Below are 25,237 nucleotides of genomic sequence, written 5' to 3' on the forward strand. Positions count from 1 at the left end.
ATTCACACTGATCAAGGTTGTCATTATCAGCATCGAAAATTTATTAGTTTAGTTAAGAAAAACCACGTTATCAAGAGTATGTCACGAAAAGCAACTTGTCTTGATAACGCAGTTATGGAATCATTTTTTCACATTTTAAAGGCGGAAATGAACCAATCATACAAAAATAAGTCGGAACTTACCCAAGCCGTCAAGGCTTGGATTAACTATTACAATAATGATCGGATTAAAGAAAAACTAGGCGGGTTATCTCCAATTCAATATCGGAAACAAACCGCCTAGAAAAATTATATAATGTGTCCAACTTTATGGGTTCACATCAGATGCTATTTTGCATCTTGCTTTTTATTATTTTCTCTTAGATGTTTTACAATTTCATCACTTGGAGTTACGTACATTGTACTCTGACCACGATAGGTAACAAACCCAGGTTTACCACCATTAGGTTTCTTGACAGCCTTTACCTTAACGTAATCAACTGGCACATTTGCTGATTCTCTTGCCTTAGAAAAGTAGGCAGCAAGTTCAGCAGCCTGTAAAACAGTTTGCTCACTAGGATCGAAAGAACGAATGATAACATGAGATCCATGAATGTTTTGAACATGAAGCCAGGTATCACGCTTGTCAGCTGTTTTTAAGGTTAATTGATCATTTTGAAGGTTATTCTTACCAACGAGGATTACATCGCCATCATCAGAAATAAACTTTTCGGGTTTACTAACTTTAACTTTACGACGTTTTCCGGCATTTTTCTTTGTTTTTTTAATGTATCCGCCGTCTTTTAATTCGGTCTTGATATCACTTAAATCTTGAGGATTGGCAATCTCAATCTGAGATTCAATATTATCAAAATAGTCGATTTCTGATTGACACTCTTGAATCTGTTTTATTACGTAATCCTTAGCATTTCTTTTTTTATCATATTTTTTAAAATATTTTTGTGCATTCTCTGAGGGTGAAAGAGCAGGATTAAGGGATACTACAATATCTTTATTATCGTCATAAAAATTGGGTAATTTGATACTATTAGAACCAACTTTGACTTGATTCAAATAGGTCATTAAAATTTCACCTTTGATACGGAGGTCATCAGCATGTTCTGACTCTTCTAAAGTTTTTTGTAGTTTTTTGAGCTTTTTGTGGTTCTTTTTTAATTCATTTTTCGTAATTCGGATTAGTTGGGACCCTTGCTCTCGAACACGTTCGCGTTGAACCTTTGTTTGATAATATTCATCAAGCATTGAACTCAAATTATCGAATCCTTGCTGTGGCTCGATCCCGATGTAAGGGAAAGCGGAAAACTGTAATTTCCCCTTAGAATCATCACCAATAACTGGTTTAGGACTATCAAAATGATCAAAGAATTCCCAGTATTTTTGCTTGATGGATGATCCTGAGACATGAAGTGCACTAGCAAGTGCATAAGCAGTATCAGTTCCAAGTCCTTGAAGATACTTGCGAAGTTTACTAGCAAACACGTCAACGTTTGGAAATTCACGGTTGATTCGTTCGATTCGAGTTATTTCATTATCTTGGACTTGAAAGGGATCCACCAAATTTTGCTTGGGGGGTTGGATATACTTGGAACCTGGCAGAATGGTACGATAGCGATTCTGAGAAGAAGAAATTCTTTTCACCGAGTCAATGATAGTTGAATCCTTAGCCTGGACTAAAATAATGTTACTATGACGAGCCATAATTTCAATTACTAGCACTAGTTCTTCTATATCTCCAAGTTCATTTCTGGTATTGAAATGAAGATGAATAATTCGATCATTATTAACCTGATGAACTTTACTAATAAAGCTTCCACTAAGATGTTTCCTTAATGTCATGGCAAAATTCGTTGGAACTTTGGGATTAGTAAAGGGGACGTTTGTAATTTGAGCCCGTGCGTAAGACGGGTTTGCTGAGAGTAATAATTGATAATTATTATGATTAGAACGAATGGTTAGTATGATTTCGTTGGGATATGGTTCGTTTATTTTAGAAACTCGTCCATTTAACAAGTCGTTTTTTAACTCTTGAGTCATTGCATGTGTAAATGATCCGTCAAATGACATATATAACACTCCTTTTTACTTCATTGTCCAGTATAACTTATATCTTCTCGTACATCACACGAATATTAAATCGCTAATCTTGTATTAGGCAATTAATGGTATAATATTTTACGGAGGAATATCAATGAAAAATAGTTTAACTGCTCTTAGAGTTGTAGGAAAAATCCATCAACAACAGCTTCAAGCACTTACTAAAAAATCAAATCTTACTATTTCAGAGTGGCAATTATTGATCGCTATTACTGACGGTTACACTACGCAAGAATCCCTTTCACAGTCAATGGAATTGGATACATCAACTTTATCGCGACAATTAAAACGACTCGTTGAAAAAGAAATGATCCGTAAAAAAGCTGTCGGGCAGGACAAGCGTCAGTTGATCTACAGTATTACTGATAAGGGTAAAAATGCCTGCAATCAGATTAACTCTGATTATGCAGATCTTTCCACACGAATTTTTAATCAGTGGACAGATGAAGAAAAGAATCTTCTAAAAATTTTGCTCAACCGATTAGAAACAAGTATGAAAAAAATCCGTAAATAAGATAGGTGAAAAAAATGAAGACAGCGATTGTCACTGATAGTACATCATATTTATCTAAAGAAGATCTCAAAAAATATAATGTTCATATTATTCCAATCTCCGTAATCTTAGACGGTAAGGACTACCGTGAGGGAATCGATATTACAAATGATGAGTTTTATAAAAAGCTTCAAGAATCGACCAAGTTACCAACAACTTCACAGCCACCAATTGGTGCTTTAGTGAAGGAATATAATAAACTAGCTGACGAAGGTTATGATGCAGTTATTAGTATTCATCTTGCATCAACCATATCGGGAATGTATCAGGCGGTTTGCAATGTGTCAAAAATGATGGATAACATTCAAATTTATCCATTTAATTCTGGAATTACCGTTGATCCGATGGCTGCTTTAGTTAAGTACGCTGCTAAATTGGCTCAAGAGGGCGTTAATCCGAGCGAAATTATCGATAAATTAAAGAGATTACGTTCTACAATCGACGAACTCATTGTGGTAGACGATTTAGATAATTTAGTAAAAGGCGGACGCTTATCGAATGCTAGTGCTTTTGTTGGTGGGTTATTAAACATTAAACCGATTTTAACTTTTGATAATCAAACGGATGAAATTGTAGCATTTGATAAAGTACGATCAAAGAAAAAAGCACTTAAAAGAGTAGAAGATTTATTTTCGCAAGCAGTTGAAAAGTCGGACTATCCAATTGAAGTAGCAGTGATTGATGCCAATAATCCAAAGGAAGCTGACATTTGGCAAAAAACTATCCAGGATAAATATCCGAACATGAAAGTGAGTCGTGGATACTTTGGCCCAGCGATTGGAACACATCTGGGTAGTGGGGCACTTGCTTTGGGTTGGATTAGAGACATGAGCAAATAAAAATAAAAGGTGTATAATTAATAATGTTCTAAAAATTTAGGAGTAGGATCTAGCGCGTTAAGTGTCGGCGGAACGGAATGTGAACGCTGAACGAAAAACTAATCGTTTGCGGTGCTAGATCCGCATTCGCCACTATATTGCCATTTTTGGTGGCAGCTCCACTTAGGAGATGTCAATTATGAAGGAATTAGAACATTGGGGATTACGTCCTCTTAGTATCAAGGGATTAACTTATATTGCCATTTTAATGGCAATTGAGATTGTCCTGAATAAATTCCAGTTCCAGACGAGTTATCTGGAAATTGGATTTGGTTTTATTGCAGTTGCATTTATTGCATGGTGGTTTGGACCGTTCTGGTCGACAATCGTAGCTATTCTAGTTGATGTACTAACATCCATTATTAATGGATATGGGTTCTTCATTGGATTTACATTTTCTGGAATCATTGCAGCATTAATTTTTAGTTTTGCTTTCTATAATCAAGGAAAAGTTAGTTGGCTAAGAGTGATTGTTGCAGTCGTATTAATTACTTTAATAGTAAACATAGGACTAAATACGTTGTGGATTTCTGTGATGGCTCATACGTCATTTTTCTATTATTTACCACTTAGATTGGTAAAAAATATAATTATGATTCCGATTCAAATTATTATTCTTTATATATTAATGAATAATAAGACCATCCAGCATTTTAAACCCAACGTTTTTAAATAAACGATTGAAAACACCAGAAATGGTGTTTTTTTAATACATATGTATGAGGGAAGGACAATATTAATATTTTATTTGTCTACTTTACATAATATATATTATACGAAGTAGACTAATATTAAAAAAAGACCAATTTATACTTATTTTAGATTATCATCATTTGTATAACTTTGAATTAGTTTTGCAACTTCATCATTTGAATTCAAAACAATTTGATCTGGCTGTAGATTCATCCGATTAAGTTTATTGCTACCATCGTCAACCCAATTACTTTTAAAAGCATTCACGAGTAATTCTTGATCGTTACTATCGTTTCCAAACGCAATATAGTTGCTATCAGTTATAGTTCTTAATGTGCTGAATTTATTGATATTTTGTGCTGTCAGATCAATATTATTTTCGTCAGTATGTTTGATAACTGATAATGACGTATTTTGTTTAATAAATGCTGATATTTTATCAATTAAATCGTTATTTACGTCTAATAAGATGATTTTAACGGCTTTTTTGATTGATGAGATAGCTACATTTTCAGCTAATTGATCTGGATCCAATTGCTTAAATATTGGATTTAAAGCGCTTACTTTGGCACTATAATCCCAATTGCTATCAATTATGTAATTTAAATCGTATTTTTTAATGATATTTTTAGTCAATTGTATATCACAATTACTAATGGGTTTAATTGAATAAATATGACCATTTTTCGATACGAGCGCCCCGTTTGCACCTATTAATATATGGTTTTTAAACGTTGGTACGATTGGTATTAGATCTCTGATTGGCCTGGCTGAAGCAAAGATAATTTCATTATGTTTTGCTAATTGCTTAATTGCATTTACAATTTCTGAATCTATTTCAACACCATTAAAGCTCAGTGTTCCGTCAACATCAAATACATATAGCATGTTTATAATTACCTCTTAATTTCGTAATATTACCTATTTAAATATTACGCTAAAAATGGTAATTCATAAAATTAAAATAAAAAAGCTTTCGAAATGATCGAAAGTTTTTTGCAAATCTCTTAAAACTTAATTATTAGTTCAAATCACCATCAGCAATCTTCCCAAGCAACGGTCTAGATGGAATAAAGAAAGTTTGACCAGTTAAAAGCGTTGAAAAAGTTAATAGAAAATCATTTTGATCAACCATTTGCTGCAACATGCCTTGAATAACATGCCAATAGCGCGAATATGCAATGAAATAAGTTCCTGTATCATTATTAGCTGGATCAGAATACGGAACATTCATTCTAACAATTTTTTGTTCGACCCCGTTAACCGATGTATTGGAAGTTACATTGTGCGCATTTTTAAACTTTTCTTCATCGGGTAATTCAAGATCAGAAAACTTCTCTCTCCCAATCGCTTTATCTTGCGTAGTGGTATTTAATTTATTCCAGTAATCCATGTCATGGTGCCATTTTTGAGCAAACGCGTATGATCCGTTGATAAATTCAGGATCCTCATCACCAATCAATGCATATGGAGCAATGTCTTCAACTTGTGGTACTTCGGTTCCATCAATAAATCCAATGATAGCACGACCTTCAAGGTATCGGAATCCATGCGTCTCATTAACTACCTTCGTAAAATCTCTTAGAAAAAGCATGAACTGAGTCGTCACTTCATATACAACTGCTTCGGTATTAGCACGAATATGAAGAAAAATATCTCCCTCAGAAGATGGCATCGAATACTTTGGACCCTTAACTCCCTCAAAATCAATAAGTTCCTTGGGCTTATTAGCTTTAGGAAATAAGTAATCCCAGGCCTTGCTACTAAATCCAATTGCAACCCTTAAATTAGCTTCAGGTTCTCTAATTCGCATTGATCGAATAATTGATTGGGAACGATCAGCAAAGTCTTGAATTCCCTCTTGAGCTGCTTTTTGATCCTTACGAGTTAATTCTAGCGTTGCAAATTCAACGTTTTCACCCGTATCTTTCCAAACATCTTGTGATTTGTCTGGACTTATTTTTTTCTCAGCCATTATAAATACCTCCTAAGTTAAATTCAGTATTAGTAAAGGATTAACTGTTTTATATAGCCAATCTCATACTACTTAATTATACAATATGTTAACCACTACATTAAAAAAGAATGCCAACATGGACATTCTTTTTATTTGTTTACTTTTTCCAATGATCATTAATGAACTTTTTCCGTCCACCACTTTCTTCAATTGCATAACGAAGTGGATTCTTCTTATAGAAATCTTGATGATAATCCTCAGCCGGATAAAATGGCTGTGCATCTTCAATCTTGGTAACGATTGGTTCATCAAATTCTCCGCTATTTTCTAATTCTTTCTTTGATTCTTCAGCAATCTTACGTTGTTCAGGACTATTTACATAGATAACTGGACGATAAGAATCACCACGATCTTGAAATTGTCCCATTGCATCGGTCGGATCGGTTTGATGCCAGTAAATTTCAACTAGTTTCTTATATGAAATAATACTTGGATCAAATGTAATTTTAACTGCTTCAGTGTGGCCAGTTGTGCCAGAAGCAACTTGTTCGTAGGTTGGATTAGGTACATGACCTCCGGTATATCCTGATACAACGGAAATAATTCCGGGCATCTGATCAAATGGTTGAACCATACACCAGAAACATCCACCAGCAAAAATTGCAGTTTCTTCTTTATCATTCATTAATAAACACCTCTAATTTGGTTATTTGTATTATTCAACAAACTTTTTGTACTTACCATAACCCTCTTCATCCATCTTATCATAAGGGATGAATTTCAAGGCAGCAGAATTAATGCAGTATCTTAATCCACCTTTATCCTGAGGACCATCTGGGAAGACATGACCTAAATGGGACTTAGAATCTGAACCACGAACTTCTTGTCTGATCATACCGAATGAAGTATCGGTATCACTCTTTAGCTCATCTTCATTAATTGGTTTAGTAAATGATGGCCAACCACATCCAGCATCATACTTATCAGCTGAACTAAATAATGGTTTACCATTCACAACATCAACGTAGATTCCCTTCTTGTAGAAATCATCGTATTTTCCTGTAAAAGCAGGTTCAGTTCCTGCATTTTGAGTCACATTATATTGTTCAGGTGTTAAACGATTTTTTAAATCTTCTTTGTTGTTTTCAGCCATAATATAAACCCCCTATTTACGTTTATATATAACTTATATCTTATCCAATTAAATAGCAAACAATTTGTTTTTAACTAAAAACCCCGCGTTAATTAAGCGGGGTTTTCTAATTATTATTTTTCTAATGCATCAGTTAATGGTGGAACCACTTGCTTCTTACGTGAAACTACTCCAGGTAGATTCATGATGTCATCAGCATTAAATTTATTATCAAATGCCTTTTCAACAACACTCTTTGGTTCACCAACAACAATTAATTCCGAATTACTGTCTAAGATATTAGTTACTAAGACTAAGAATAAATCGTATCCTTTATCTTTAGCTTCAGCTTCCATGGCTTTCTTAACATCATCAGCTCGTTTAGTAATGTCATCTAAATCAACCACATTAATTTGATCAATTCGAACGCTCTTACCACCCATGGTAAATGACTTAGCATCACCGTCAATTAATTGTTGGTCGGTCTTTGAATCAACATCTGTACCAGCTTTAAGCATTTTGACACCGTAATCTTCATAGTCATCGATTCCAGCAATATCAGCCAAAGCTTTCAGAGCATCACGATCAAAATCAGTGGTAGTTGGAGATTTTAATAGCAAAGTATCAGAAATAATGGCGGATAACATTAAGCCAGCCAACTTCTTAGGAATCTTAATTCCTTCTTCAGAAAACATTTGAGTTAAAATCGTGCTACAACAACCATAAGGAGCAGCTCGGTAGTATAAAGGAGCCGCCGTATTAAAACCATTAATTCGATGGTGATCAACGACGTCGGTAACGGTCAATTGATCAATGTCACTGACACTTTGTTGTGGTTCATTGTGATCAACTAACATGACCTTATCAACTTCAGGTTTGGCTCTGCTAATTACTCGTGGTGCCTTAGTATCAAAATAGTCTAAAACATACTTAGTTTCAGCATTGGGTTCACCTAAAGCAACTGCTTCAACGTCATAACCATCCTGCTTCTTTAAGTATGCAAGTGCCATTGCAGCAACAATTGCATCTGTATCGGGCACTTTGTGTCCAAAAACTAATTCTTTACTCATGATTCTCTCTCCTCTTTTTCCATATTTCCAAGAGTCTCTGACGATCTCTAACTTCAATATTAATACTATTTAAGTATACATCTTTAGCCTGAGCATATTCCCCAATAAAGCCATTAAATTCGTCAAATAATTTATTCAACCGTGGGATACCATCTTTAGTATCACGATAAACGGCGACGGCCTGAAGGGAAAAGTCAGGAATGATTTCAGTATAGTAAGTATTTTTTCAGCCATCTTACTTCGATCCCGGGTCATCATAAACGTTTTTGGCAAAATAGTGTTTAATCCAGATGATAATGCAAATTCCATAATTTGCACTGGCCTCGTAAAACAAGCTACCATCTTAGGCATTTCATAACGTTTAGCACTATAAATATTCTTTAAAAACTGATTAAAATAGTATCCATTAGGGTACCCAACCATTGGTCCCTCAACCTTTTTAAGATTGATTTTGCTACCTACCTTACTCTTATCATGGTGAACATAACACAGGGTATCGTGAAGAATTGGCTTAATTGCCATACCCTTCCAATTATGTAATTTTTCGTTTGGTAAATACATAATTGCTAAATCAATTTTTCCACTTTCAAGGTCAGAAATCAATGTTTGCTGGGTTAACATATACATTTCAATTCTTAAGTCTGGATTCTTTTCATAGAAATATAAAGCAAAGTTTTCAAAGATTTCATCTTCAATTGCCGAAAGAATTCCAACTTTAATGGTTCCCCGAATGGAGCTTGAATAGGATTCAATTTCATCAGTAGCGTTGTCCAGAATTCCATAAACTTCTTCAGTTGCATTTTTTAAAGTGTATCCAGCATCTGTTAAGTGAATTTGTTTTCCAACTGAATAAAATAGATTGGCATGTAGTTTATTTTCCAATTTTTTAATTTGTTGAGATAGTGCCGGCTGTGTAATTCCTAAAACACCAGCAGCTTTTGTATAATTTAGCGATTCGGATAATTGTAAGAAATATACTAAAGCTTTTGATGAAAATAATGATTCTCTTTTAGATTCTCTCAAAATTAATACCTCGCACTAACATTTATTATTATATTGTGTATATTATCACGGAATTACTATATTTACTATAGTAAACTATCAATTTGAGACTGTTTCAAAGCATCATGAGTAATCATAATTGGTGTTCCAATCATCTTAGTATCCATCACGGGTGAACCATTAGATAAACGACCGGAAATTCCGTGATCACCGAGGATTACATCATGTGAAGTCATGTGATCAGTATAAACTTTGAGAGTTTCATCATTAGATTCAATCTTAATAAAATCGGCTAATAGATTACTTTTGGTCTTAAATTCTTTAAGGACTTTAATTCCCTTACGAGCCCTGCTCGTTACTGGAATATCAGACACTTTCATCTTTTTAAAATTACCATTTTGAAAGATAAGTGCTATCTCAGAATTGTCATCTACAAACTGCATATTAATCACGTGGTCGTCATCATCAAGACTGATAGCTTTAACTCCAGTGGTTCGTGGTCCACTTAGAGAAACTTCTTGCAAATCATATCTAAGTGCTAATCCCTTTTCCGTCATTAGTAGAACACTTCCAGGATCTTCAGTTCGATTATATGAAACGTCTACTACTCTTGACAAAGGACCCTTTAATTTCTCATAGACCGCGGCTCGACTTTTGTAAGTTCTACTAGGAAGTAATTTACTAAACTCAGTTCGCTTAATGTGACCTCCACTGGTAGTAATGACGAATTCTCCATCTTGTTTTAGATCGGGGAAGGCATAAACGGAAATAATTTTCTCATTTGAATCTAAGCCATTCATTCTAGAAATATGTTCTCCAGTATCCTTCCACTTAGTATCTTCAACCTCATAAACTCGACGATAAATCATGTTCCCCTTGTCAGTGAACATAAACAGCGAATCACGCGTGTTTAATTCATTTAGGTAAACGGCATGGTCATCCTCTTTTAAGCCGTTATCGGTGATCTCAGACGCATTAAACGAGCGAAGACTACTTCGTTTCAGATACCCATCATTACTGACTAGTACCATCACGTTTTCATCTGGAAGAGTCACCTCTTCACTGACTTCCAAATTTTGAATTTTATCCTCGATCTTAGTCCGGCGCTTATTACGATAACGCCTTGCAATATCACGTAATTCCTTCTTAAGAACAGAATCTAACTCATCAGGATTAGCTAAAACTGCTTCATATTCGGCAATTCTAGCTGCTAAATCTGCATTTTCCTTCTTTAATTCGGTCACATCAGTATTAGTTAAACGATAAAGTTGTAAAGCTACAATTGCGTCTGCTTGTTTTTCAGAAAAGTCATATTCAGCAACTAAATTGTCACGTGCATTCTTCTTGTCGTTACTAGCACGAATGGTCTTGATGACTTGATCAAGAATTGATAATGCCTTAATTAAACCCAAAACAATATGTTGTCTAGCATTAGCTTTATCTAGGTTAAATTTAGTTCGTTTGGCAATTACATCACGTTGATAGTCCAAATATGCAACCAGAATTTCTTTTAGAGAAAGGCGTTTAGGAGCCATATTGCTAATAGCAACTACATTAAAATTGTATGAAACTTGAAGGTCAGTATTTTTAAATAAATAATTTAAAACACTAGTACTATCTACGTCTCGTTTTAATTCAATTGCAATGGTCAATCCTTCACGATCGGACTCATCACGTACTTCCGCAATTCCATCTACTTTTTTGTTAATTCGTACTTCATCAATTTGTTTAACTAATTGAGCTTTATTTACTTCATAAGGGATTTCAGTTACTTTAATCATTTGCTTATTTCCACGCAATGATTCAATCGAGGTTTTGGACCGAATCATGATACGTCCCTTACCGGTTTCGTAAGCTTGTTTAATTCCATCTAATCCCTGAATAATTCCACCAGTTGGAAAATCAGGGCCTTTTACATACTTCATCAGGTTCTTTAAAGTGGCATCGGGATGCTTTTGCAAGTAGATTAATGCATCAATCACTTCACCAAGATTGTGTGGTGGAATTTCGGTAGCATATCCAGCAGAAATCCCAGTTGCCCCATTTACCAATAAATTAGGAAATCGTGATGGAAGTACAACAGGCTCATATTCTGTATCATCAAAATTTAGAATCCAATCAACGGTATCTTTATCGATATCACGAAGCATTTCATCTGAAATCTTACTTAGACGTGCCTCAGTATAACGCATTGCTGCAGGTGGATCTCCATCCATAGAACCATTGTTTCCGTGCATTTCAATTAATGGTTCCCTTAATTTCCAATCCTGACTCATTCGAACCATAGCTTCATAAATTGAACTATCACCATGGGGATGAAAATTACCCATTACGTTACCAACTGATTTTGCTGCTTTTCTGAAACCTTTAGATGAAGTATTCCCATCTTTATTCATAGCGTACAAAATTCTTCTTTGCACGGGTTTTAATCCGTCGCGAACATCTGGTAAGGCTCGTTCCTGAATAATTGATTTGGAATAACGGCTAAATCGTTCGTCCATAACTTCCGAAAGAGTCAAATCTTTAATTTTTGATCTATGTGCCATTTCATCACCTCCAAACTAATTTTTTTCCGTATTATCCAAAATACTTCCGTCTTCTTCAAGGTTAAATTGGACATTGCTTTCAATCCATTTTCGACGTGGCTCAACCTTGTTACCCATTAGCGTAGAAACCTGTCGTTCTGCATCAGCCGCATCATCAATTCTTACTCTAATCAGGGTTCGTTTGGCAGGATCCATTGTTGTTTCCCATAACTGGTCAGCATTCATTTCACCAAGACCCTTAAAACGTTGTAACGAATATCCCGATCTAAAATCTTTAATATCTTGATCTCGCTCTTCGTTAGTCCAAGCATATTCTACTTTCGCTCTTTTGCCCTTTCCATGTTGCAATTTATAAAGTGGTGGTAAGGCAATGTATACTTTACCAGCTTCAATCATAGGACGCATGTACTTATAAAAAAAAGTTAGTAGCAAGATTTGGATATGAGCACCGTCATCATCAGCATCAGTCATGATAATAATCTTGTCATAATTGGATTCGTCAATCTTAAAGTCCACTCCTACACCAGCGCCAACCGTGTAAATGATCGTACTAATCTCTTCATTTTTCATAATATCAGGAAGCTTAGCACGTTCTGTGTTTAAAACTTTTCCTCGCAACGGTAGGATGGCTTGATGCTTACGGTCTCGGCCTTGTTTAGCTGACCCACCGGCGGAGTCACCCTCAACCAAAAATAGTTCGTTTTCACTTGTATCCTTAGATTGAGCTGGGGTTAACTTTCCAGAAAGTAAACGTTCTCTTTTCTTTCTTTTTTTACCATGACGACTTTCTTCTCGTGCCTTTTTAGCGGCTTCACGTGCAGTTCGAGCATTGGTAGCTTTCTTAATTAATGTATTAGCAAAATCACTATTTTCCATTAAATAATACAATAACTGTTCGGAAACCACGTTATCTACGACAGATCGAGCTACTGGTGTTCCCAATTTTTCCTTGGTTTGTCCTTCAAATTGAAGTAATTCTTCTGGAACTTTTAGTGCTACTATCGCAGTTAAACCTTCTCGAACATCATTACCTTCAAGATTTTTATCTTTATCTTTTAATAAGCCCACTTTTCTTGCATATTCATTAAAGGACTTGGTCCAAGCACTTCTAAAGCCAGCTTCATGACTCCCACCGTCTTTTGTGCGAACGTTATTAACAAATGAAAGCATATTTTCCGTGTAACCATCGTTGTATTGAGCAGCTACTTCAACTTCAATGCCGTCTTTTTTACCATCAAAATACATAACTTTTCCAAGAGTGCTTTTACCCTCGTTTAAATAATCAACAAACTCTTTGATTCCATCTTTAAATTGAAATTCATCTTCGCGAATTTTTCCTGGTCGTTCATCTTTGAGAGTAATTTTAACGCCCTTCAGCAAAAAGGCAGACTCACGAAGCCGTTCTGCCAAAATGTCGTAATTGTAAGTTGTAGTAGTGAAAATGTCTGGATCAGGTTTAAATGTGACAGTCGTTCCGGTGTGTTTACTTGTTTTACCAAGTTTTTTTAAGGTTCCAACTGGTTTCCCACCATCAGCAAAATCTTCCTGATAAAGCTGACCATTACGCACAATTTGAACGGTTAAATGAGTTGAAAGTGCATTAACAACACTTGAACCAACCCCATGAAGACCACCAGAGGTCTTGTATCCTCCTTGTCCAAACTTTCCACCAGCATGAAGAACCGTTAAAATTACTTCTGGAGTTGGTTTCCCAGAAGAATGCATTCCCGTTGGCATTCCACGTCCGTGGTCAACAACGGTAATGCTATCATCTTCATGAATGGTGACGTTAATTTCATCACCATATCCAGCGAGTGCTTCATCAACTGCATTATCTACGATTTCGTATACTAAATGGTGTAGTCCTTTCGAGTCAGTCGAACCTATGTACATACCAGGTCGTTTTCTAACTGCTTCTAAACCATGTAAGACTTGAATTGAAGAGGCATCATATTCTTGTTTTTTTGCCTGTGTCATTAGGAAAGACTCCTTCTTTTAATCATCGTTTTTAATAATAACCTATTTAAACTTGATTGGAAAGACGTTTCAAAGTCCACCACAATCTTTCAAACTAAATTTTAAAATGATCTTTTTAATGCTAAAATAAAACTTTGTGAGCATATATTAATAAATATGGAGGAAGATATGGTTAAATTTATTATTCTCCTGATCTTGGCCTATTTACTTGGCTCAATTCCAAACGGAATTTGGATCGGTAAAATATTTTTTCATATCGATATTAGACGACATGGTTCCAAAAACATTGGGGCCACTAACACTTATCGAGTACTGGGATGGTTTGCTGGAACAATCGTGATGGTTCTAGACATTGCTAAGGGTGCCATTGCTACATGGCTGCCAATGCAATTTGGCATCCATTCTTGGTATCCATTAATTTTCGGCCTAGCAGCAATTTTAGGTCATACTTACTCTATCTTTGATCATTTTCGTGGTGGAAAAGCAGTTGCTACCAGTGCCGGAATGTTATGGGCGTATAATTTCGTGTTTTTCTGTATTGCAGCAGGTACCTGGGTTACTTGTATCTTTGTTACTAGTATGGTAAGCCTTGCTAGTATGCTTGGATTTACTATTATCGTAATTGCATCGTTTTTCGAACACGATCCTGCCCTTACGATTTTAGCAATCTGTCTGACCATCTTCACTTTCTATCGACATCGTAATAATATTATTAAAATTATTCATGGAAACGAAAATCTGGTACCCTTTGGACTTTACTATTGGTATCTGAAGTACATCAAAAAAACAATTCATCCTAAACAACAGCATAAATAAGGGACACTCTCTGAGCGTCCCTTATTTTTTCTTTTGATTAGAAGAAGGTAATATCAAAATTAGCATTTAAACTTTCATTAGGATCAAGTTTACTAATATCAGCTTTGTCCTTTAAAAATCCGGTACTTTCTTCTTCATCAGCAATTCCCCACCATGGTTCTAAACATACGAATGGGGCCTCTTTAGGATAAGTTGACCAAATGCCAATGTATTTGCAATCGTAAGCAGTAAGAGCCACCCCATGATCTGTGACATCAGATTGAAGCATAACAGTTGTCTGTTCATTATCGGAGACATCTAGTACTTTGGCATCATGTTTAAACAAATCGCGTTTTAATTGAAGTGGATTATCTAAAGTCTTTTCAACGGGATGTTTGATGTTACTGTATCCATTTTGATCAATTCTTACGATTTTGTAATCATGTTTAGGAGCCACTGAAACCGAATAATCATCAAACGTTTCACGCTTAGGAAAGAGTGGAACGTTAAACCCTGGATGGGCTCCCAATGAAAAGTACATTGGATCAGGATTAATATTTTCTACCACCATTTCAACTGCAATTGTATGTTCATCTAACTCATAATGAATGGATAAGTTAAAGTTAAAGGGATAAATTTTTCTAGTTGCCGCATTGGAATGCAACATGAAATTAACCTCAGTTTTATTATGAGATTCGATTTCAAACTCACTATCTCTAGCAAATCCATGTTGATACATATGATAACTATTCCCATCATAAATGTAATCATCATCTTGAAGTCGCCCAACAATTGGAAACAATATTGGTGCATGGCGCTTCCAGTATTCTTTATTAGCACCCCAAATGTATTCAGTTCCTTTTTGATCCTTAACAGATACAATTTCTGCACCCTTTTGGTTAATTTTAACCGTCAAGTAATCATTTTTTAACGTAACTGGCAATCTAATCCCTCACTTTCCTTATACCTAGTACTTCGTACTTCACAAATTTCAAACCTACAAAATATAACGGGCTACATTTTCATCAGCAGCTAAATTACCGACTTTATCTTCTACGTACTTCTGATTAATGGTAATGTCACCCATATGCATGTCAGGACCTTCATACAAAATATCTTCGAGTAATTTTTCTAGAATGGTATGAAGTCTTCTAGCACCTATATTATCAGTATCATGGTTAACAGAGTAGGCAATATCAGCAATTTTTTCAATTGCTTCTTTAGTAAAGGTAACTTTAATGTTATCAGTACCGATTAAAGCTACATATTGCTTAATCAATGCATCACTAGGTTCAGTTAAAATTTTAACAAAATCATCTTTACTTAAGTCATTTAATTCAACTCGAATTGGAAAACGACCTTGAAGTTCGGGAATTAGGTCAGATGGCTTACTATCAGCGAAAGCACCAGAGCCAATGAACAAGATATGATTAGTATTGATGACACCATATTTTGTATTTACATTAACTCCCTCGACAATTGGTAAAATATCCCGTTGAACACCTTCTCTGGAAACTTCACCACGTGTTTGCTTATTTCCACCAGTAAGTTTATCAATTTCATCAATAAATATAATTCCGGTATTTTCCGCACGTTTAATTGCAGCTCCATTAACCTTAGCGTCATCAATTAAAGTCTCAGATTCTTGATTAATCAAAGCTTCACGCGCTTCCTTTAACGGTAAAACTCGCTCAACTTGCTTCTTTGGTAACATGTTTTCCAATCCTTGCAAGTTAATTCCCATTTGTTCCATTTTACTGTTATCAGCGTTTAATGCGGCTGAGGGATCATCAATTGAGATTTTAACTTCTCGATCTTCTAGCTCACCATTTTCAATTTGAGCCAAAATTCGACCAGAATCATCTTTAATCTTATCTTTTTCGTTTTGATCCATGAAGGGATCCTTTTCGTTCAGCCATGATAAATCCATCGGTTTCCCTTTTTTGAAGGCCTTATTGAGCTCCTTGACGGTGTCTTGGAGTTTTTTATCGTTATTGGACTTTTCTTGAGCATCATCAACATGATTTTCTTCACGTGAAATAATTTCAGCTAAATCTTGGTTGGCCTTCTTTTCTGCCTCACGTCGAACATTTCTGAATTGGATCTTCTTTTCCATTTGAACTGAATTTTCAACTAAATCTCGAACCATTGAATTAACATCACCACCAACGTATCCAACCTCAGTAAATTTAGTTGCTTCTACCTTAACAAAAGGTGCATCCACAATTTTAGCAAGTCTTCGTGCAATTTCTGTTTTACCAACTCCAGTTGGACCAATCATTAGAAGATTTTTAGGAGTAATATCTTCCTGCATCTGCGGATCTAATTGGAGCCGACGGTAGCGATTACGTAAGGCAATTGAAACTGACTTTTTGGCTTCATCTTGTCCTACAATGTAATTATCTAATTGTGAAACAATTTCTTTGGGTGTCATTTGTTCTTCTTGTGTCATTAATCATACCTCATTTTATAATTCTTCAGAAATTACGTTGTGATTAGTAAAAATATCGATATCTGCAGCAATGTTAATAGCAGCTTTTGCAATGTCTTCAGCCGACATTTCCGGTGCATGATGCTTCATAGCTGTTGCTGCCGCTAACGCAAAATTACCACCAGATCCAATGGCTAGAATATCATCATCGGGTTCAATTACTTCACCAGAGCCAGATACTAACAATAAATTATCGTGATCGGCTACGATTAGCATTGCTTCAAGCTTTTGTAATTGTTGATCACCACGCCACTGTTGGGCTAATTTAACTGAAGCCCGCTTTAGGTTGCCACTATATTCTTTTAATTTTTGCTCAAACTTTTCTTCTAAATTGAAGGCGTCAGAGACACTGCCAGCAAATCCTACTCCAACTTTTCCATCGAAGATACGACGAATCTTGTGAGCAGTCCCTTTCATAATCACCTTTTCTCCCATGGTGACTTGACCATCACCTGCAAGAGCAACATGACCATTATGCCTAATGGCACAAATTGTAGTAGCTTCAAACTTTACTGTCATAATTAATTCCTTTCAAAACTTAATTCGGATTGTCTTCATCTGGACGCTTAAAGAACTTACTATAATTTTTAAGCAATCCTTCCTTAGTTACGTGGGTGTAAATTTGGGTGGTAGATAAATCAGAATGCCCTAATAATTCTTGAACGGTTCTCAAGTCAGCACCATTATTTAACATTTGAGTGGCAAACGTATGTCGCAACATGTGGGGATGAATTGATCCATTCATGCCACTGTTTTTCATGATTTTATCCAAAACGTATTCAATCCCACGACTTGATAGTTGATCTCCATGCTGATTGATAAACAAAAAATCATGATCCTTATGGTATTTATTCATAAGCGGAGTTCGACATACTTCTAAATATTTAAGAATTGCATTTTTGGCATACCGACCAAATGGAAGATAGCGTTCTTTGTTCCCTTTTCCTAAAACTAGCATGATCCGATTACCAAAATCAATATTACTTAAGGTTAAATTGGAACATTCACTGACACGCATTCCAGTTCCATATAGTACTTCAAGAATAGCGCTGTCACGCGTTGCCATTTGTTTATTATGATTTTTACGAGCAGTTTTAAACAGAATATCCAATTCCTTCTGATAAAAAAATCTCGGCAAGTGTTTATTATGCTTTTTTATATGAACATATTCAAATGGATTGTCTGAAACTAACTCATTATTTAATAAAAAATTGAAAAATGATCTTAATGACGAAATTTTTCTTGCAATAGTACTATTTTCATCACCACGATCATGTAAACTACTCAAAAAAACTTCCACATCAAAATTATCAATTGCTTTAAAATCTTTTTGTTTTCCAGAATCCCTCAAAAAAGTATTAAATTCTTCCACATCATCCTTATATGCCTTGGCGGTATCGTCCGAATATTGGCGTTCATTTATGATGTACTTGATAAATAGATTGATTAGATCTTGGTTTTTTGTTTTCATTGTTTGTTTCTTTCTTTTAGGTTAAAGTAACTTTTTACATTTTACCTTGTAAATAAAACCGTTCCGAAGAACAGTTAATTTAATTATTTTTGAATGTCTTCTTTATAATCACCATTTGGACAAATTACCTGCATGCCGCCTCGGACCTTTTTCTCAACTAAGAAATGACCACACTTAGGACAATCTCGTCCAATTGGCTTATCCCATGAAACAAAGTCACATTCAGGATATCGTGAGCATCCATAGAATAAACGATTCTTTTTCGTTTTGCGCTCAATAACCTGTCCTTTTTTACATTTTGGACACGTTACCCCAATTTCTTTAACAATTGCTTGGGTATTTCGACAATCTGGAAAACGTGAACAGGCGTAAAACTTGCCATACTTCCCCATCTTGACGACCATGGGAGCACCACAAATTTCGCAGTTAAATCCTGCTAACTCATCTTTAATCTGAACATCTTCCATGAGCTTTTCAGCGTGATCAACTTCCTTAGAAAATGGTTGATAGAAATGATCAACAACCTCAACCCATTTTTCTTTGGCTTCTTCAATTTCATCTAGCTTGCCTTCTACGTCGGCAGTGAAATCAACGTTAACAATATCAGGAAAATATTCTTCAATGATCTTATTAACAATTTCACCAAGTTCAGTTGGCTCAAAACGCTTTCCCACTAATTTAACGTAGTATCGTTTCTGAATGGTTCCAAGCGTTGGAGAGTAAGTCGATGGACGTCCAACCCCATTCTCTTCCAGAGTTTTAATCAAGTTTGCTTCGGTATACCGAGCTGGTGGTTGTGTAAAGTGTTGATCTGGGTTGTTCTTGGCTAATTTCACGGTGTCACCACGGTTTAAGTCAGGCAAAATGTTATCTTTCTCTTTTCCATTTGAATAAACCTTCAAAAAGCCTTCAAACTTCATCTTGGATCCATTAGCCCGATAGGTTACGCCGTTTTGCTCAATTGTCACCGTTTCAGTATCCATAATTGCTGGAGTCATCTGACTAGCCACAAAACGCGACCAAATCAGATTATAAAGCTTATATTGGTCCTTAGATAAATATTGTTTAATACTAGCAGGTGTCCGATGGACTGAAGTCGGTCGAACAGCTTCATGAGCATCCTGAGCTCCTTCAGGCATTTTACCTTTAATCGGCTTATTTGCTGAGTATTCTGCTCCATACTTTTCATGAAGAAAAGTAGCAGCTTCATGTTTAGCAATTGAAGAAATCCGAGTTGAATCAGTCCGCATGTAAGTGATTAACCCTTGACTGCCTTCTTTACCAATGTTAATTCCCTCATAAAGCTGCTGAGCAGCCATCATGGTCCGTCCGGTCTTGAAATTTAATTTCCGGTTAGCATCCTGTTGAAGGGTACTAGTCGTAAATGGTGGATTAGGTTGTCTTCGTCGTTCTTTTTTAGTGACTTTATTAACATCAAAATCACCCTTCGAATCAATTTTTTTTAGGACTTTTTGAACGTCATCATTATTCGCAAGCTTAGTCTTTTTACCATTTAAACCATAGAAACTAGCTTTAAACTTAGAACGACCGGATTTAAATTCCGAATCAATCGTCCAATACTCTTCCGGCTCAAATTTTCTGATTTGTCGCTCACGGTCAATGACTAACCATAATGCAACTGATTGCACACGTCCCGCACTTAATCCCTTCTTCACTTTTTTCCAAAGTAAGGGTGAGATGGAATATCCTACTAATCGATCAAGTACTCGACGAGCTTGCTGGGCATCGACCAAATTCATATCAATGGTTCGAGGGTGTTTAAAAGCATCCTTAACCGTATCCTTTGTGATTTCATTAAAAACCACCCGATTTTGATCGTTTACATCCAGATTTAACACATGCGAAACATGCCACGCAATTGCTTCACCCTCACGATCCGGGTCAGACGCCAGATAAATCATTTTCGATTTTTTAGCTTCAGATTTTAACATCTTGATGACATCACCCTTACCCCTGATTGAGATATAATCGGGCTTAAAATCATCACCAATATCCACGCCCATCCGACTCTTAGGTAAATCTCGGACATGTCCTTTACTTGCTACTACTTTGTAGGTACTACCCAAGTATTTCTGAATGGTCTTTGCTTTAGCAGGTGATTCAACAATCACTAGCTTTTTCTTATTGGTCCTTGTTTTTCTTTTTTTCGTTTTAGTTGTTTTTTTAGTTTTTGTTACAGAAGTTGTCGCCATTAAAATTATCCTCGTTATTTTTTTCTTCATTAATACATGAATACATGATAATTTCCGTTTAAATTTCTTCCATATCATATTGCAGTTTATGAAGCCTGTCAAACTAAAGATTCTTCCAAAACATCATTATCACTCAAACATGGACGTGCACCAGAAGCAATTAATTGATTACAGCCAATCGATAGCGGTGAGGTAATATTCCCCGGCACAGCAAAAACATCCCGATTTTCTGATAATGCCAAACTAGCCGTAATCAAACTTCCCGACTTCTGCTTTGCTTCCACCACAATTAATTTCTCACAAAGCCCCGCAATGATCCGATTTCGTTCTACAAAGTGGTACTTAAGTGGTTTGCTTCCCAACGGATACTCACTAACTACCAGATTAGTATTCATTAACTCATTTTGAATATTCATACATTCACTTGGATACGAGCCATCCAATCCAGTTCCAATCACTCCGATTGTCCGTTCATTATTAGCTAACGCACATTGGTGGCTTAAACAATCAACTCCCTTAGCTAATCCTGACACAATGGTAAATCTCTTCAAAACTCTCTTGGTCAAGATGGACTTAATGGCTGCAATCGAATAATTGGTGCATTGTCTAGCTCCAACAATGGAAATTGATCGTGTTTTCAGAATAGTTACATCACCTACGAAAAAAAGAACTATCGGCGGACAATAAATATCAGCCAATTGCTGCGGATATTCAGCATCTAAAATCGTAATCCAATGCTGCTTTTGATTTAAATCCACTCTTTTGTTTACCTCATCGCTTAAAAAGCACCGTTCAAACCGTTCATACTTTAAATGATGTTTTTTAAGAATGACGGTTAATTGATTCAAAATTGAGACGTCTGAATCTGCTTCGATTGATGCATGCTTAATCCAATGAGCCAGCATTGCCTCACCTTTAATTCCAATTCCAGGACACAGTTTGATTCTAAGCAATAAATTGCGTTTATCCATTTTTCTCTTCCTTTCTATTCTATGAATAAATACGCAATTAATGATGAATCGTTTTTAAAACTGGTGAAAATGTTTTTCTATGAATCGGAGTCGGGCCATACTTAGCCAAAGCTAACAAATGTTGTTTGGTTCCATAACCAGCATTGTGCTCAAAGCCATATCGTGGATATTGAACCGCATACTCATCCATTAGATCATCCCGAAAAACCTTTGCCAAAATACTAGCAGCGGCTACACTAACAGATTTAGCGTCACCCTTAATTAACCGCGTTTGCGGGATATCATTAGTAATCGTCATCGCATCAACAATAATATGACTTGGTTGTGGATCTAATTTATAAACGGCCCTTTTCATTGCCACCCTAGTAGCCTCATAAATATTGATCTCGTCAATTATCTGACTTGAAATGGGAATACAACTATATGCGATGGCTTCTTTTTGGATCAGTGGGACCAGTTCCCGCCGCTTTTCATCACTCAATTGTTTAGAGTCATTTACATCTACTAAATCAAAGTCAGACGGTAAAATTGCAGCACCAGCTACCACTGGTCCAGCTAACGGCCCTCTTCCAACTTCATCAACTCCAGCAACATACTTAATTCCCTTGTGCCATAGTTCTTTTTCATATTTAAACCGATTAAAGAATTCATGTTGGCGCTCATTTTCTTCTTTTAGTCGCTTCAGCGTTTTCTTAATAATCTTTTGAACGCCAATTCGATGATCGCCATCAAATTGGACAAAAAGCGGATCACTAACGTCAGTAACGTTAGCAAACCGCTCAGCAATTTCCCTAATTGTCATTACTATGCTCATTCCCATTTACTAGTTCAAGTGAATCTAAGGTAAATCGTCCTAATTTTCCCTTTTGTACGTCATTAATAATCCGAATACTGGCTCGATCATAGTCGTCTTTCATCCCGATCTTTTCCGTAATCTTGAGTAATAAATCAACATCACTTAAATTCAAGTCATTGGCATTTAAATGATATCGCTTTAAAATTTCGTCTTCATGATTGGTTCGGAAAAAATGTAGTGCAAATAACGCAATATCATCAGGATGATAAATGCTTTCTTTAATGGCACCGGTCAGAGCTAATTTATCGGCGATTTCCTGATTTTGAAACTTTGGCCATAAGATCCCTGGTGTATCTAGTAACTCCATCGTTGGACTAGAAGTTAACCATTGCTGACCCTTAGTAACACCTGGTCGATTACCAACAGCTGCTGACCGTTTACTTACTAGTTGATTCAATAACGTCGATTTTCCAACATTGGGCACACCAACACAAACCGCTTTAAGAATATCTTTCTTAATTCCCTTTGCTTGTGACTTTTCCAACTGTGGTTTTAAAACCTGACGTGCAGCTGCTTCAATTTTCTTTCTTACCCCATGTGCTTTTGAGTCAATCGAAATTGCTGATAATCCAGTCTGGTTAAAATAATCCAACCATTTCTGCGTCATCTTAGGATCAGCTAAATCCGACTTAGTTAAAATAAATAGACGCGGTTTATTGCCAGCAACCCGCTTGATTTCTGGATTAACTGAAGAGTACGGAATTCGTGCATCAACTAATTCAAAGATAATATCAACTACATGAACATTTTCTTCAAACTGCCGAATTGCCTTGGCCATATGACCAGGAAACCATTGTATGTTACTTCCCATTATTTCTCCTCTCTGTTAATCAAGATAAGCCAAATAGTCTTTCCAAGCATCGTCAAAAATGGTCATTGAAGGCAAGTATCCAGCATTTTCTTCCAAATATTTGGAAAGCTTCTCAAAGTCATCTTCTTGTTTTGGGAAAGACTGATCAAAAAAAGCATTATTCGCAAATTCAGCGATTGGATCCGAACTTCCGGGATGCCTCTGTGTCATTAAAAACTCATAGAAACTTTTTCTCAAATTTTTACCTCTTATTATTTTTTTCTTTTAAATACATCAAAAGTATGCGGATAAACATTGTTCTTATCCACCTTTCCTGGAACTTGTTGTTCTAATTCAAACTGTGAATAATCAATATCAATCATTCGCACATCCCCATTAAACTCATGATTAATACTCGTACGGTATAGGTAATCCACGTATGGCAGAAGTTCCTTAAAGACAGAAGTCCCACCAACAACAAAAATGACCTCATTTGGATAACCCTTCGCGTACTGTAAAAACTCATCAATGGTTTTAAAAACTTTTACGCCGGCTGGAAAATCAGATTGGGGAAAATGAGTTAAAACTAGATTCTTTCGTTTCGGAAGAGGACGACCAAAACTATCGTAGGTTCTTTTCCCGGCCAAAATCTGATGGTTAATGGTTTGATCTTTAAAAAACTGCATATCATCAGGTAAATGCCATGGTAATTTACCATTTTGTCCGATCACATGATTCGAAGCTTCCGCCCAAATATAAGCTAACATAGTAACCTCCTAAACTGCTACAGGCGCTTTAATTGGTTTGTCATGATGATAATCAATAACTTTGATATCATCCATGCCATAATCAAAAATACTCTCCTTTTGGGGATTCAGCCAAAGACTGGGTGCCTGATGTGGCTTACGACTCAATTGTTCCTTTACCTGTTCAATATGATTACTGTAAATGTGAGCATCTCCTAGAGTATGAACAAAATCACCGGGCTCAAGACCTACCTCTTTTGCAATTAAGTTAGTCAAAAGAGCATAACTAGCGATGTTAAACGGAACTCCAAGGAAAATGTCGCCACTCCGCTGATACAACTGGCAACTCAGTTTTCCGTCGTTAACGTAAAATTGAAACATTACATGACACGGAGGGAGTGCCATACTTCCAATGTCTTCTGGATTCCAGGCACTTACAATCATTCGTCTTGAATCTGGATTATTCTTAATGGTTTCAATCACATTTTTAATTTGGTCAATGGTATCCCCATGACTGGTCTTCCACTTACGCCACTGACTTCCATAAACGAGGCCAAGATCCCCATATTTTTTAGCAAAGTCATCATCATTTAAAACCCGATCACAAAAGATCTTCTTTTGCTTTTGATATTCCTGATTAAACACTGGATCACTTTCTGAACGTAGGCCGAAATTGGTCATGTCAGGGCCTTGATATTCATCAGAACTTACCCATTTTTCAAAGGCCCATTCATCCCATATGTGATTATTATGTTGAAGTAGGTAACGAATGTTAGTATCACCCTTTAAAAACCAGAGTAATTCTGACTTAATCAATCGAAATGGAACTGCTTTAGTGGTTAAAAGAGGGAATCCTTCTTGCAAATTAAACCGCATCTGGTACCCAAAGGTACTAATTGTTCCAGTCCCAGTCCGATCAGATTTCTTGTGCCCATGCTCTAAAACGTAACGTTCCAGATTTAAATATGCATCTTCTAACATCGGTTATCTTCTCCTTTATTAA

The 25,237-nt window shown here is 36.0% G+C and carries 25 protein-coding genes and 1 riboswitch; of the genes, 5 read left to right on the plus strand and 20 right to left on the minus strand.

What is annotated here, in order from left to right:
• Positions 1 to 282, plus strand: a 282-nt coding sequence (locus LfDm3_RS00095) for an IS3 family transposase (protein ID WP_156112316.1), incomplete at its 5' end; no start/stop codon positions are given.
• A 44-nt stretch (positions 283 to 326) separates the two neighbouring features.
• Here the strand turns inward: LfDm3_RS00095 and LfDm3_RS00100 are convergent.
• Positions 327 to 2,063 carry an Rqc2 family fibronectin-binding protein gene (locus tag LfDm3_RS00100; protein ID WP_039142813.1) on the minus strand — a complete coding sequence of 579 codons (1,737 nt, stop codon included), beginning with the start codon at positions 2,061 to 2,063 and terminating at the stop codon, positions 327 to 329.
• A 124-nt stretch (positions 2,064 to 2,187) separates the two neighbouring features.
• On the opposite strand from LfDm3_RS00100, the gene LfDm3_RS00105 reads away from it, so the two are divergent.
• From LfDm3_RS00105 to LfDm3_RS00115, 3 genes are all read left to right on the plus strand, one after another.
• Complete coding sequence (locus tag LfDm3_RS00105; protein ID WP_010021456.1) at positions 2,188 to 2,607, plus strand: MarR family winged helix-turn-helix transcriptional regulator; 420 nt, start codon at positions 2,188 to 2,190, stop codon at positions 2,605 to 2,607.
• 14 nt (positions 2,608 to 2,621) lie between these two features.
• Positions 2,622 to 3,485: a DegV family protein gene (locus LfDm3_RS00110; RefSeq protein WP_039142816.1), complete on the plus strand. Its 864-nt coding sequence runs from the start codon at positions 2,622 to 2,624 to the stop codon at positions 3,483 to 3,485.
• Between the two features lie 36 nt (positions 3,486 to 3,521).
• A riboswitch (THF riboswitch) is annotated at positions 3,522 to 3,619 on the plus strand.
• A gap of 44 nt (positions 3,620 to 3,663) precedes the next feature.
• Positions 3,664 to 4,200 (plus strand): folate family ECF transporter S component, encoded by a 537-nt coding sequence (locus tag LfDm3_RS00115; RefSeq protein WP_039142818.1) that lies wholly within the window; start codon positions 3,664 to 3,666, stop codon positions 4,198 to 4,200.
• 137 nt (positions 4,201 to 4,337) lie between these two features.
• Here the strand turns inward: LfDm3_RS00115 and LfDm3_RS00120 are convergent, their stop codons facing one another.
• The 8 genes from LfDm3_RS00120 to parE form a co-directional block, all read right to left on the minus strand.
• On the minus strand, positions 4,338 to 5,105 hold the full coding sequence (locus tag LfDm3_RS00120; protein WP_039142820.1) for an HAD-IIB family hydrolase: 768 nt from the start codon (positions 5,103 to 5,105) through the stop codon (positions 4,338 to 4,340).
• A gap of 133 nt (positions 5,106 to 5,238) precedes the next feature.
• Positions 5,239 to 6,192 carry a Dyp-type peroxidase gene (locus tag LfDm3_RS00125; protein ID WP_039142823.1) on the minus strand — a complete coding sequence of 318 codons (954 nt, stop codon included), beginning with the start codon at positions 6,190 to 6,192 and terminating at the stop codon, positions 5,239 to 5,241.
• Between the two features lie 139 nt (positions 6,193 to 6,331).
• Positions 6,332 to 6,859 carry a peptide-methionine (S)-S-oxide reductase MsrA gene (gene msrA, locus LfDm3_RS00130; protein ID WP_039142825.1) on the minus strand — a complete coding sequence of 176 codons (528 nt, stop codon included), beginning with the start codon at positions 6,857 to 6,859 and terminating at the stop codon, positions 6,332 to 6,334.
• 30 nt (positions 6,860 to 6,889) lie between these two features.
• Entirely contained in the window at positions 6,890 to 7,327 is a 438-nt protein-coding gene (gene msrB / locus LfDm3_RS00135) for a peptide-methionine (R)-S-oxide reductase MsrB (protein WP_039142826.1), read from the minus strand.
• Between the two features lie 113 nt (positions 7,328 to 7,440).
• Entirely contained in the window at positions 7,441 to 8,376 is a 936-nt protein-coding gene (locus tag LfDm3_RS00140) for a manganese-dependent inorganic pyrophosphatase (RefSeq protein WP_010021445.1), read from the minus strand.
• Positions 8,377 to 8,511: 135 nt separating this feature from the next.
• A complete protein-coding gene (locus LfDm3_RS00145; protein ID WP_052236534.1) occupies positions 8,512 to 9,399 on the minus strand; it encodes a LysR family transcriptional regulator in 888 nt (295 codons plus the stop codon).
• Positions 9,400 to 9,464: 65 nt separating this feature from the next.
• The gene (gene parC, locus LfDm3_RS00150; protein WP_039142828.1) at positions 9,465 to 11,924 is read right to left on the minus strand and encodes a DNA topoisomerase IV subunit A; all 2,460 of its coding nucleotides are present in this window, start codon (positions 11,922 to 11,924) and stop codon (positions 9,465 to 9,467) included.
• Positions 11,925 to 11,939: 15 nt separating this feature from the next.
• The gene (gene parE / locus LfDm3_RS00155; protein ID WP_039142830.1) at positions 11,940 to 13,901 is read right to left on the minus strand and encodes a DNA topoisomerase IV subunit B; all 1,962 of its coding nucleotides are present in this window, start codon (positions 13,899 to 13,901) and stop codon (positions 11,940 to 11,942) included.
• Between the two features lie 168 nt (positions 13,902 to 14,069).
• On the opposite strand from parE, the gene plsY reads away from it, so the two are divergent.
• The gene (plsY, locus tag LfDm3_RS00160; RefSeq protein ID WP_010021439.1) at positions 14,070 to 14,717 is read left to right on the plus strand and encodes a glycerol-3-phosphate 1-O-acyltransferase PlsY; all 648 of its coding nucleotides are present in this window, start codon (positions 14,070 to 14,072) and stop codon (positions 14,715 to 14,717) included.
• 37 nt (positions 14,718 to 14,754) lie between these two features.
• On the opposite strand, the gene LfDm3_RS00165 is transcribed toward plsY, so the two are convergent.
• The 11 genes from LfDm3_RS00165 to LfDm3_RS00215 all read right to left on the minus strand — a co-directional run bounded on the left by LfDm3_RS00165 (position 14,755) and on the right by LfDm3_RS00215 (position 25,215).
• Complete coding sequence (locus LfDm3_RS00165) at positions 14,755 to 15,639, minus strand: aldose 1-epimerase family protein (protein WP_039142832.1); 885 nt, start codon at positions 15,637 to 15,639, stop codon at positions 14,755 to 14,757.
• 54 nt (positions 15,640 to 15,693) lie between these two features.
• On the minus strand, positions 15,694 to 17,148 hold the full coding sequence (gene hslU / locus LfDm3_RS00170; RefSeq protein WP_039142834.1) for an ATP-dependent protease ATPase subunit HslU: 1,455 nt from the start codon (positions 17,146 to 17,148) through the stop codon (positions 15,694 to 15,696).
• 15 nt (positions 17,149 to 17,163) lie between these two features.
• On the minus strand, positions 17,164 to 17,706 hold the full coding sequence (hslV, locus tag LfDm3_RS00175; RefSeq protein WP_039142837.1) for an HslVU peptidase proteolytic subunit: 543 nt from the start codon (positions 17,704 to 17,706) through the stop codon (positions 17,164 to 17,166).
• Positions 17,707 to 17,725: 19 nt separating this feature from the next.
• Positions 17,726 to 18,658: a tyrosine recombinase XerC gene (xerC, locus tag LfDm3_RS00180; RefSeq protein WP_039142845.1), complete on the minus strand. Its 933-nt coding sequence runs from the start codon at positions 18,656 to 18,658 to the stop codon at positions 17,726 to 17,728.
• Positions 18,659 to 18,741: 83 nt separating this feature from the next.
• Positions 18,742 to 20,871: a type I DNA topoisomerase gene (topA, locus tag LfDm3_RS00185; RefSeq protein WP_039142858.1), complete on the minus strand. Its 2,130-nt coding sequence runs from the start codon at positions 20,869 to 20,871 to the stop codon at positions 18,742 to 18,744.
• Positions 20,872 to 20,969: 98 nt separating this feature from the next.
• A complete protein-coding gene (dprA, locus tag LfDm3_RS00190; RefSeq protein WP_039142861.1) occupies positions 20,970 to 21,842 on the minus strand; it encodes a DNA-processing protein DprA in 873 nt (290 codons plus the stop codon).
• A 37-nt stretch (positions 21,843 to 21,879) separates the two neighbouring features.
• Positions 21,880 to 22,644 carry a ribonuclease HII gene (locus LfDm3_RS00195; RefSeq protein WP_039142863.1) on the minus strand — a complete coding sequence of 255 codons (765 nt, stop codon included), beginning with the start codon at positions 22,642 to 22,644 and terminating at the stop codon, positions 21,880 to 21,882.
• Complete coding sequence (gene ylqF, locus LfDm3_RS00200; RefSeq protein ID WP_039142871.1) at positions 22,634 to 23,509, minus strand: ribosome biogenesis GTPase YlqF; 876 nt, start codon at positions 23,507 to 23,509, stop codon at positions 22,634 to 22,636. The genes LfDm3_RS00195 and ylqF overlap by 11 nt, the downstream gene beginning before the upstream one ends.
• Before the next feature lie 15 nt (positions 23,510 to 23,524).
• Positions 23,525 to 23,746, minus strand: coding sequence for a YozE family protein (locus tag LfDm3_RS00205; protein ID WP_039142873.1), 222 nt, complete (start codon positions 23,744 to 23,746; stop codon positions 23,525 to 23,527).
• 14 nt (positions 23,747 to 23,760) lie between these two features.
• Positions 23,761 to 24,255: a dihydrofolate reductase gene (locus tag LfDm3_RS00210; protein WP_039142876.1), complete on the minus strand. Its 495-nt coding sequence runs from the start codon at positions 24,253 to 24,255 to the stop codon at positions 23,761 to 23,763.
• Positions 24,256 to 24,264: 9 nt separating this feature from the next.
• Positions 24,265 to 25,215 carry a thymidylate synthase gene (locus LfDm3_RS00215; RefSeq protein ID WP_039142879.1) on the minus strand — a complete coding sequence of 317 codons (951 nt, stop codon included), beginning with the start codon at positions 25,213 to 25,215 and terminating at the stop codon, positions 24,265 to 24,267.
• Between the last annotated feature and the right edge of the window lie 22 nt (positions 25,216 to 25,237).

Origin of the sequence: Fructilactobacillus fructivorans (assembly GCF_000814735.1) — a bacterium.
Lineage (GTDB): Bacteria > Bacillota > Bacilli > Lactobacillales > Lactobacillaceae > Fructilactobacillus > Fructilactobacillus fructivorans.

What these genes read in the sequence shown, in the direction of transcription:
- LfDm3_RS00100 (WP_039142813.1), bottom strand. Translation starts at nt 2,063, where the DNA reads ATGTCATTTGACGGATCATTTACACATGCAATGACTCAAGAGTTAAAA.
- LfDm3_RS00105 (WP_010021456.1), top strand. Translation starts at nt 2,188, where the DNA reads ATGAAAAATAGTTTAACTGCTCTTAGAGTTGTAGGAAAAATCCATCAA.
- LfDm3_RS00110 (WP_039142816.1), top strand. Translation starts at nt 2,622, where the DNA reads ATGAAGACAGCGATTGTCACTGATAGTACATCATATTTATCTAAAGAA.
- LfDm3_RS00115 (WP_039142818.1), top strand. Translation starts at nt 3,664, where the DNA reads ATGAAGGAATTAGAACATTGGGGATTACGTCCTCTTAGTATCAAGGGA.
- LfDm3_RS00120 (WP_039142820.1), bottom strand. Translation starts at nt 5,105, where the DNA reads ATGCTATATGTATTTGATGTTGACGGAACACTGAGCTTTAATGGTGTT.
- LfDm3_RS00125 (WP_039142823.1), bottom strand. Translation starts at nt 6,192, where the DNA reads ATGGCTGAGAAAAAAATAAGTCCAGACAAATCACAAGATGTTTGGAAA.
- msrA (WP_039142825.1), bottom strand. Translation starts at nt 6,859, where the DNA reads ATGAATGATAAAGAAGAAACTGCAATTTTTGCTGGTGGATGTTTCTGG.
- msrB (WP_039142826.1), bottom strand. Translation starts at nt 7,327, where the DNA reads ATGGCTGAAAACAACAAAGAAGATTTAAAAAATCGTTTAACACCTGAA.
- LfDm3_RS00140 (WP_010021445.1), bottom strand. Translation starts at nt 8,376, where the DNA reads ATGAGTAAAGAATTAGTTTTTGGACACAAAGTGCCCGATACAGATGCA.
- parC (WP_039142828.1), bottom strand. Translation starts at nt 11,924, where the DNA reads ATGGCACATAGATCAAAAATTAAAGATTTGACTCTTTCGGAAGTTATG.
- parE (WP_039142830.1), bottom strand. Translation starts at nt 13,901, where the DNA reads ATGACACAGGCAAAAAAACAAGAATATGATGCCTCTTCAATTCAAGTC.
- plsY (WP_010021439.1), top strand. Translation starts at nt 14,070, where the DNA reads ATGGTTAAATTTATTATTCTCCTGATCTTGGCCTATTTACTTGGCTCA.
- hslU (WP_039142834.1), bottom strand. Translation starts at nt 17,148, where the DNA reads ATGACACAAGAAGAACAAATGACACCCAAAGAAATTGTTTCACAATTA.
- hslV (WP_039142837.1), bottom strand. Translation starts at nt 17,706, where the DNA reads ATGACAGTAAAGTTTGAAGCTACTACAATTTGTGCCATTAGGCATAAT.
- xerC (WP_039142845.1), bottom strand. Translation starts at nt 18,658, where the DNA reads ATGAAAACAAAAAACCAAGATCTAATCAATCTATTTATCAAGTACATC.
- topA (WP_039142858.1), bottom strand. Translation starts at nt 20,871, where the DNA reads ATGGCGACAACTTCTGTAACAAAAACTAAAAAAACAACTAAAACGAAA.
- dprA (WP_039142861.1), bottom strand. Translation starts at nt 21,842, where the DNA reads ATGGATAAACGCAATTTATTGCTTAGAATCAAACTGTGTCCTGGAATT.
- LfDm3_RS00195 (WP_039142863.1), bottom strand. Translation starts at nt 22,644, where the DNA reads ATGACAATTAGGGAAATTGCTGAGCGGTTTGCTAACGTTACTGACGTT.
- ylqF (WP_039142871.1), bottom strand. Translation starts at nt 23,509, where the DNA reads ATGGGAAGTAACATACAATGGTTTCCTGGTCATATGGCCAAGGCAATT.
- LfDm3_RS00210 (WP_039142876.1), bottom strand. Translation starts at nt 24,255, where the DNA reads ATGTTAGCTTATATTTGGGCGGAAGCTTCGAATCATGTGATCGGACAA.
- LfDm3_RS00215 (WP_039142879.1), bottom strand. Translation starts at nt 25,215, where the DNA reads ATGTTAGAAGATGCATATTTAAATCTGGAACGTTACGTTTTAGAGCAT.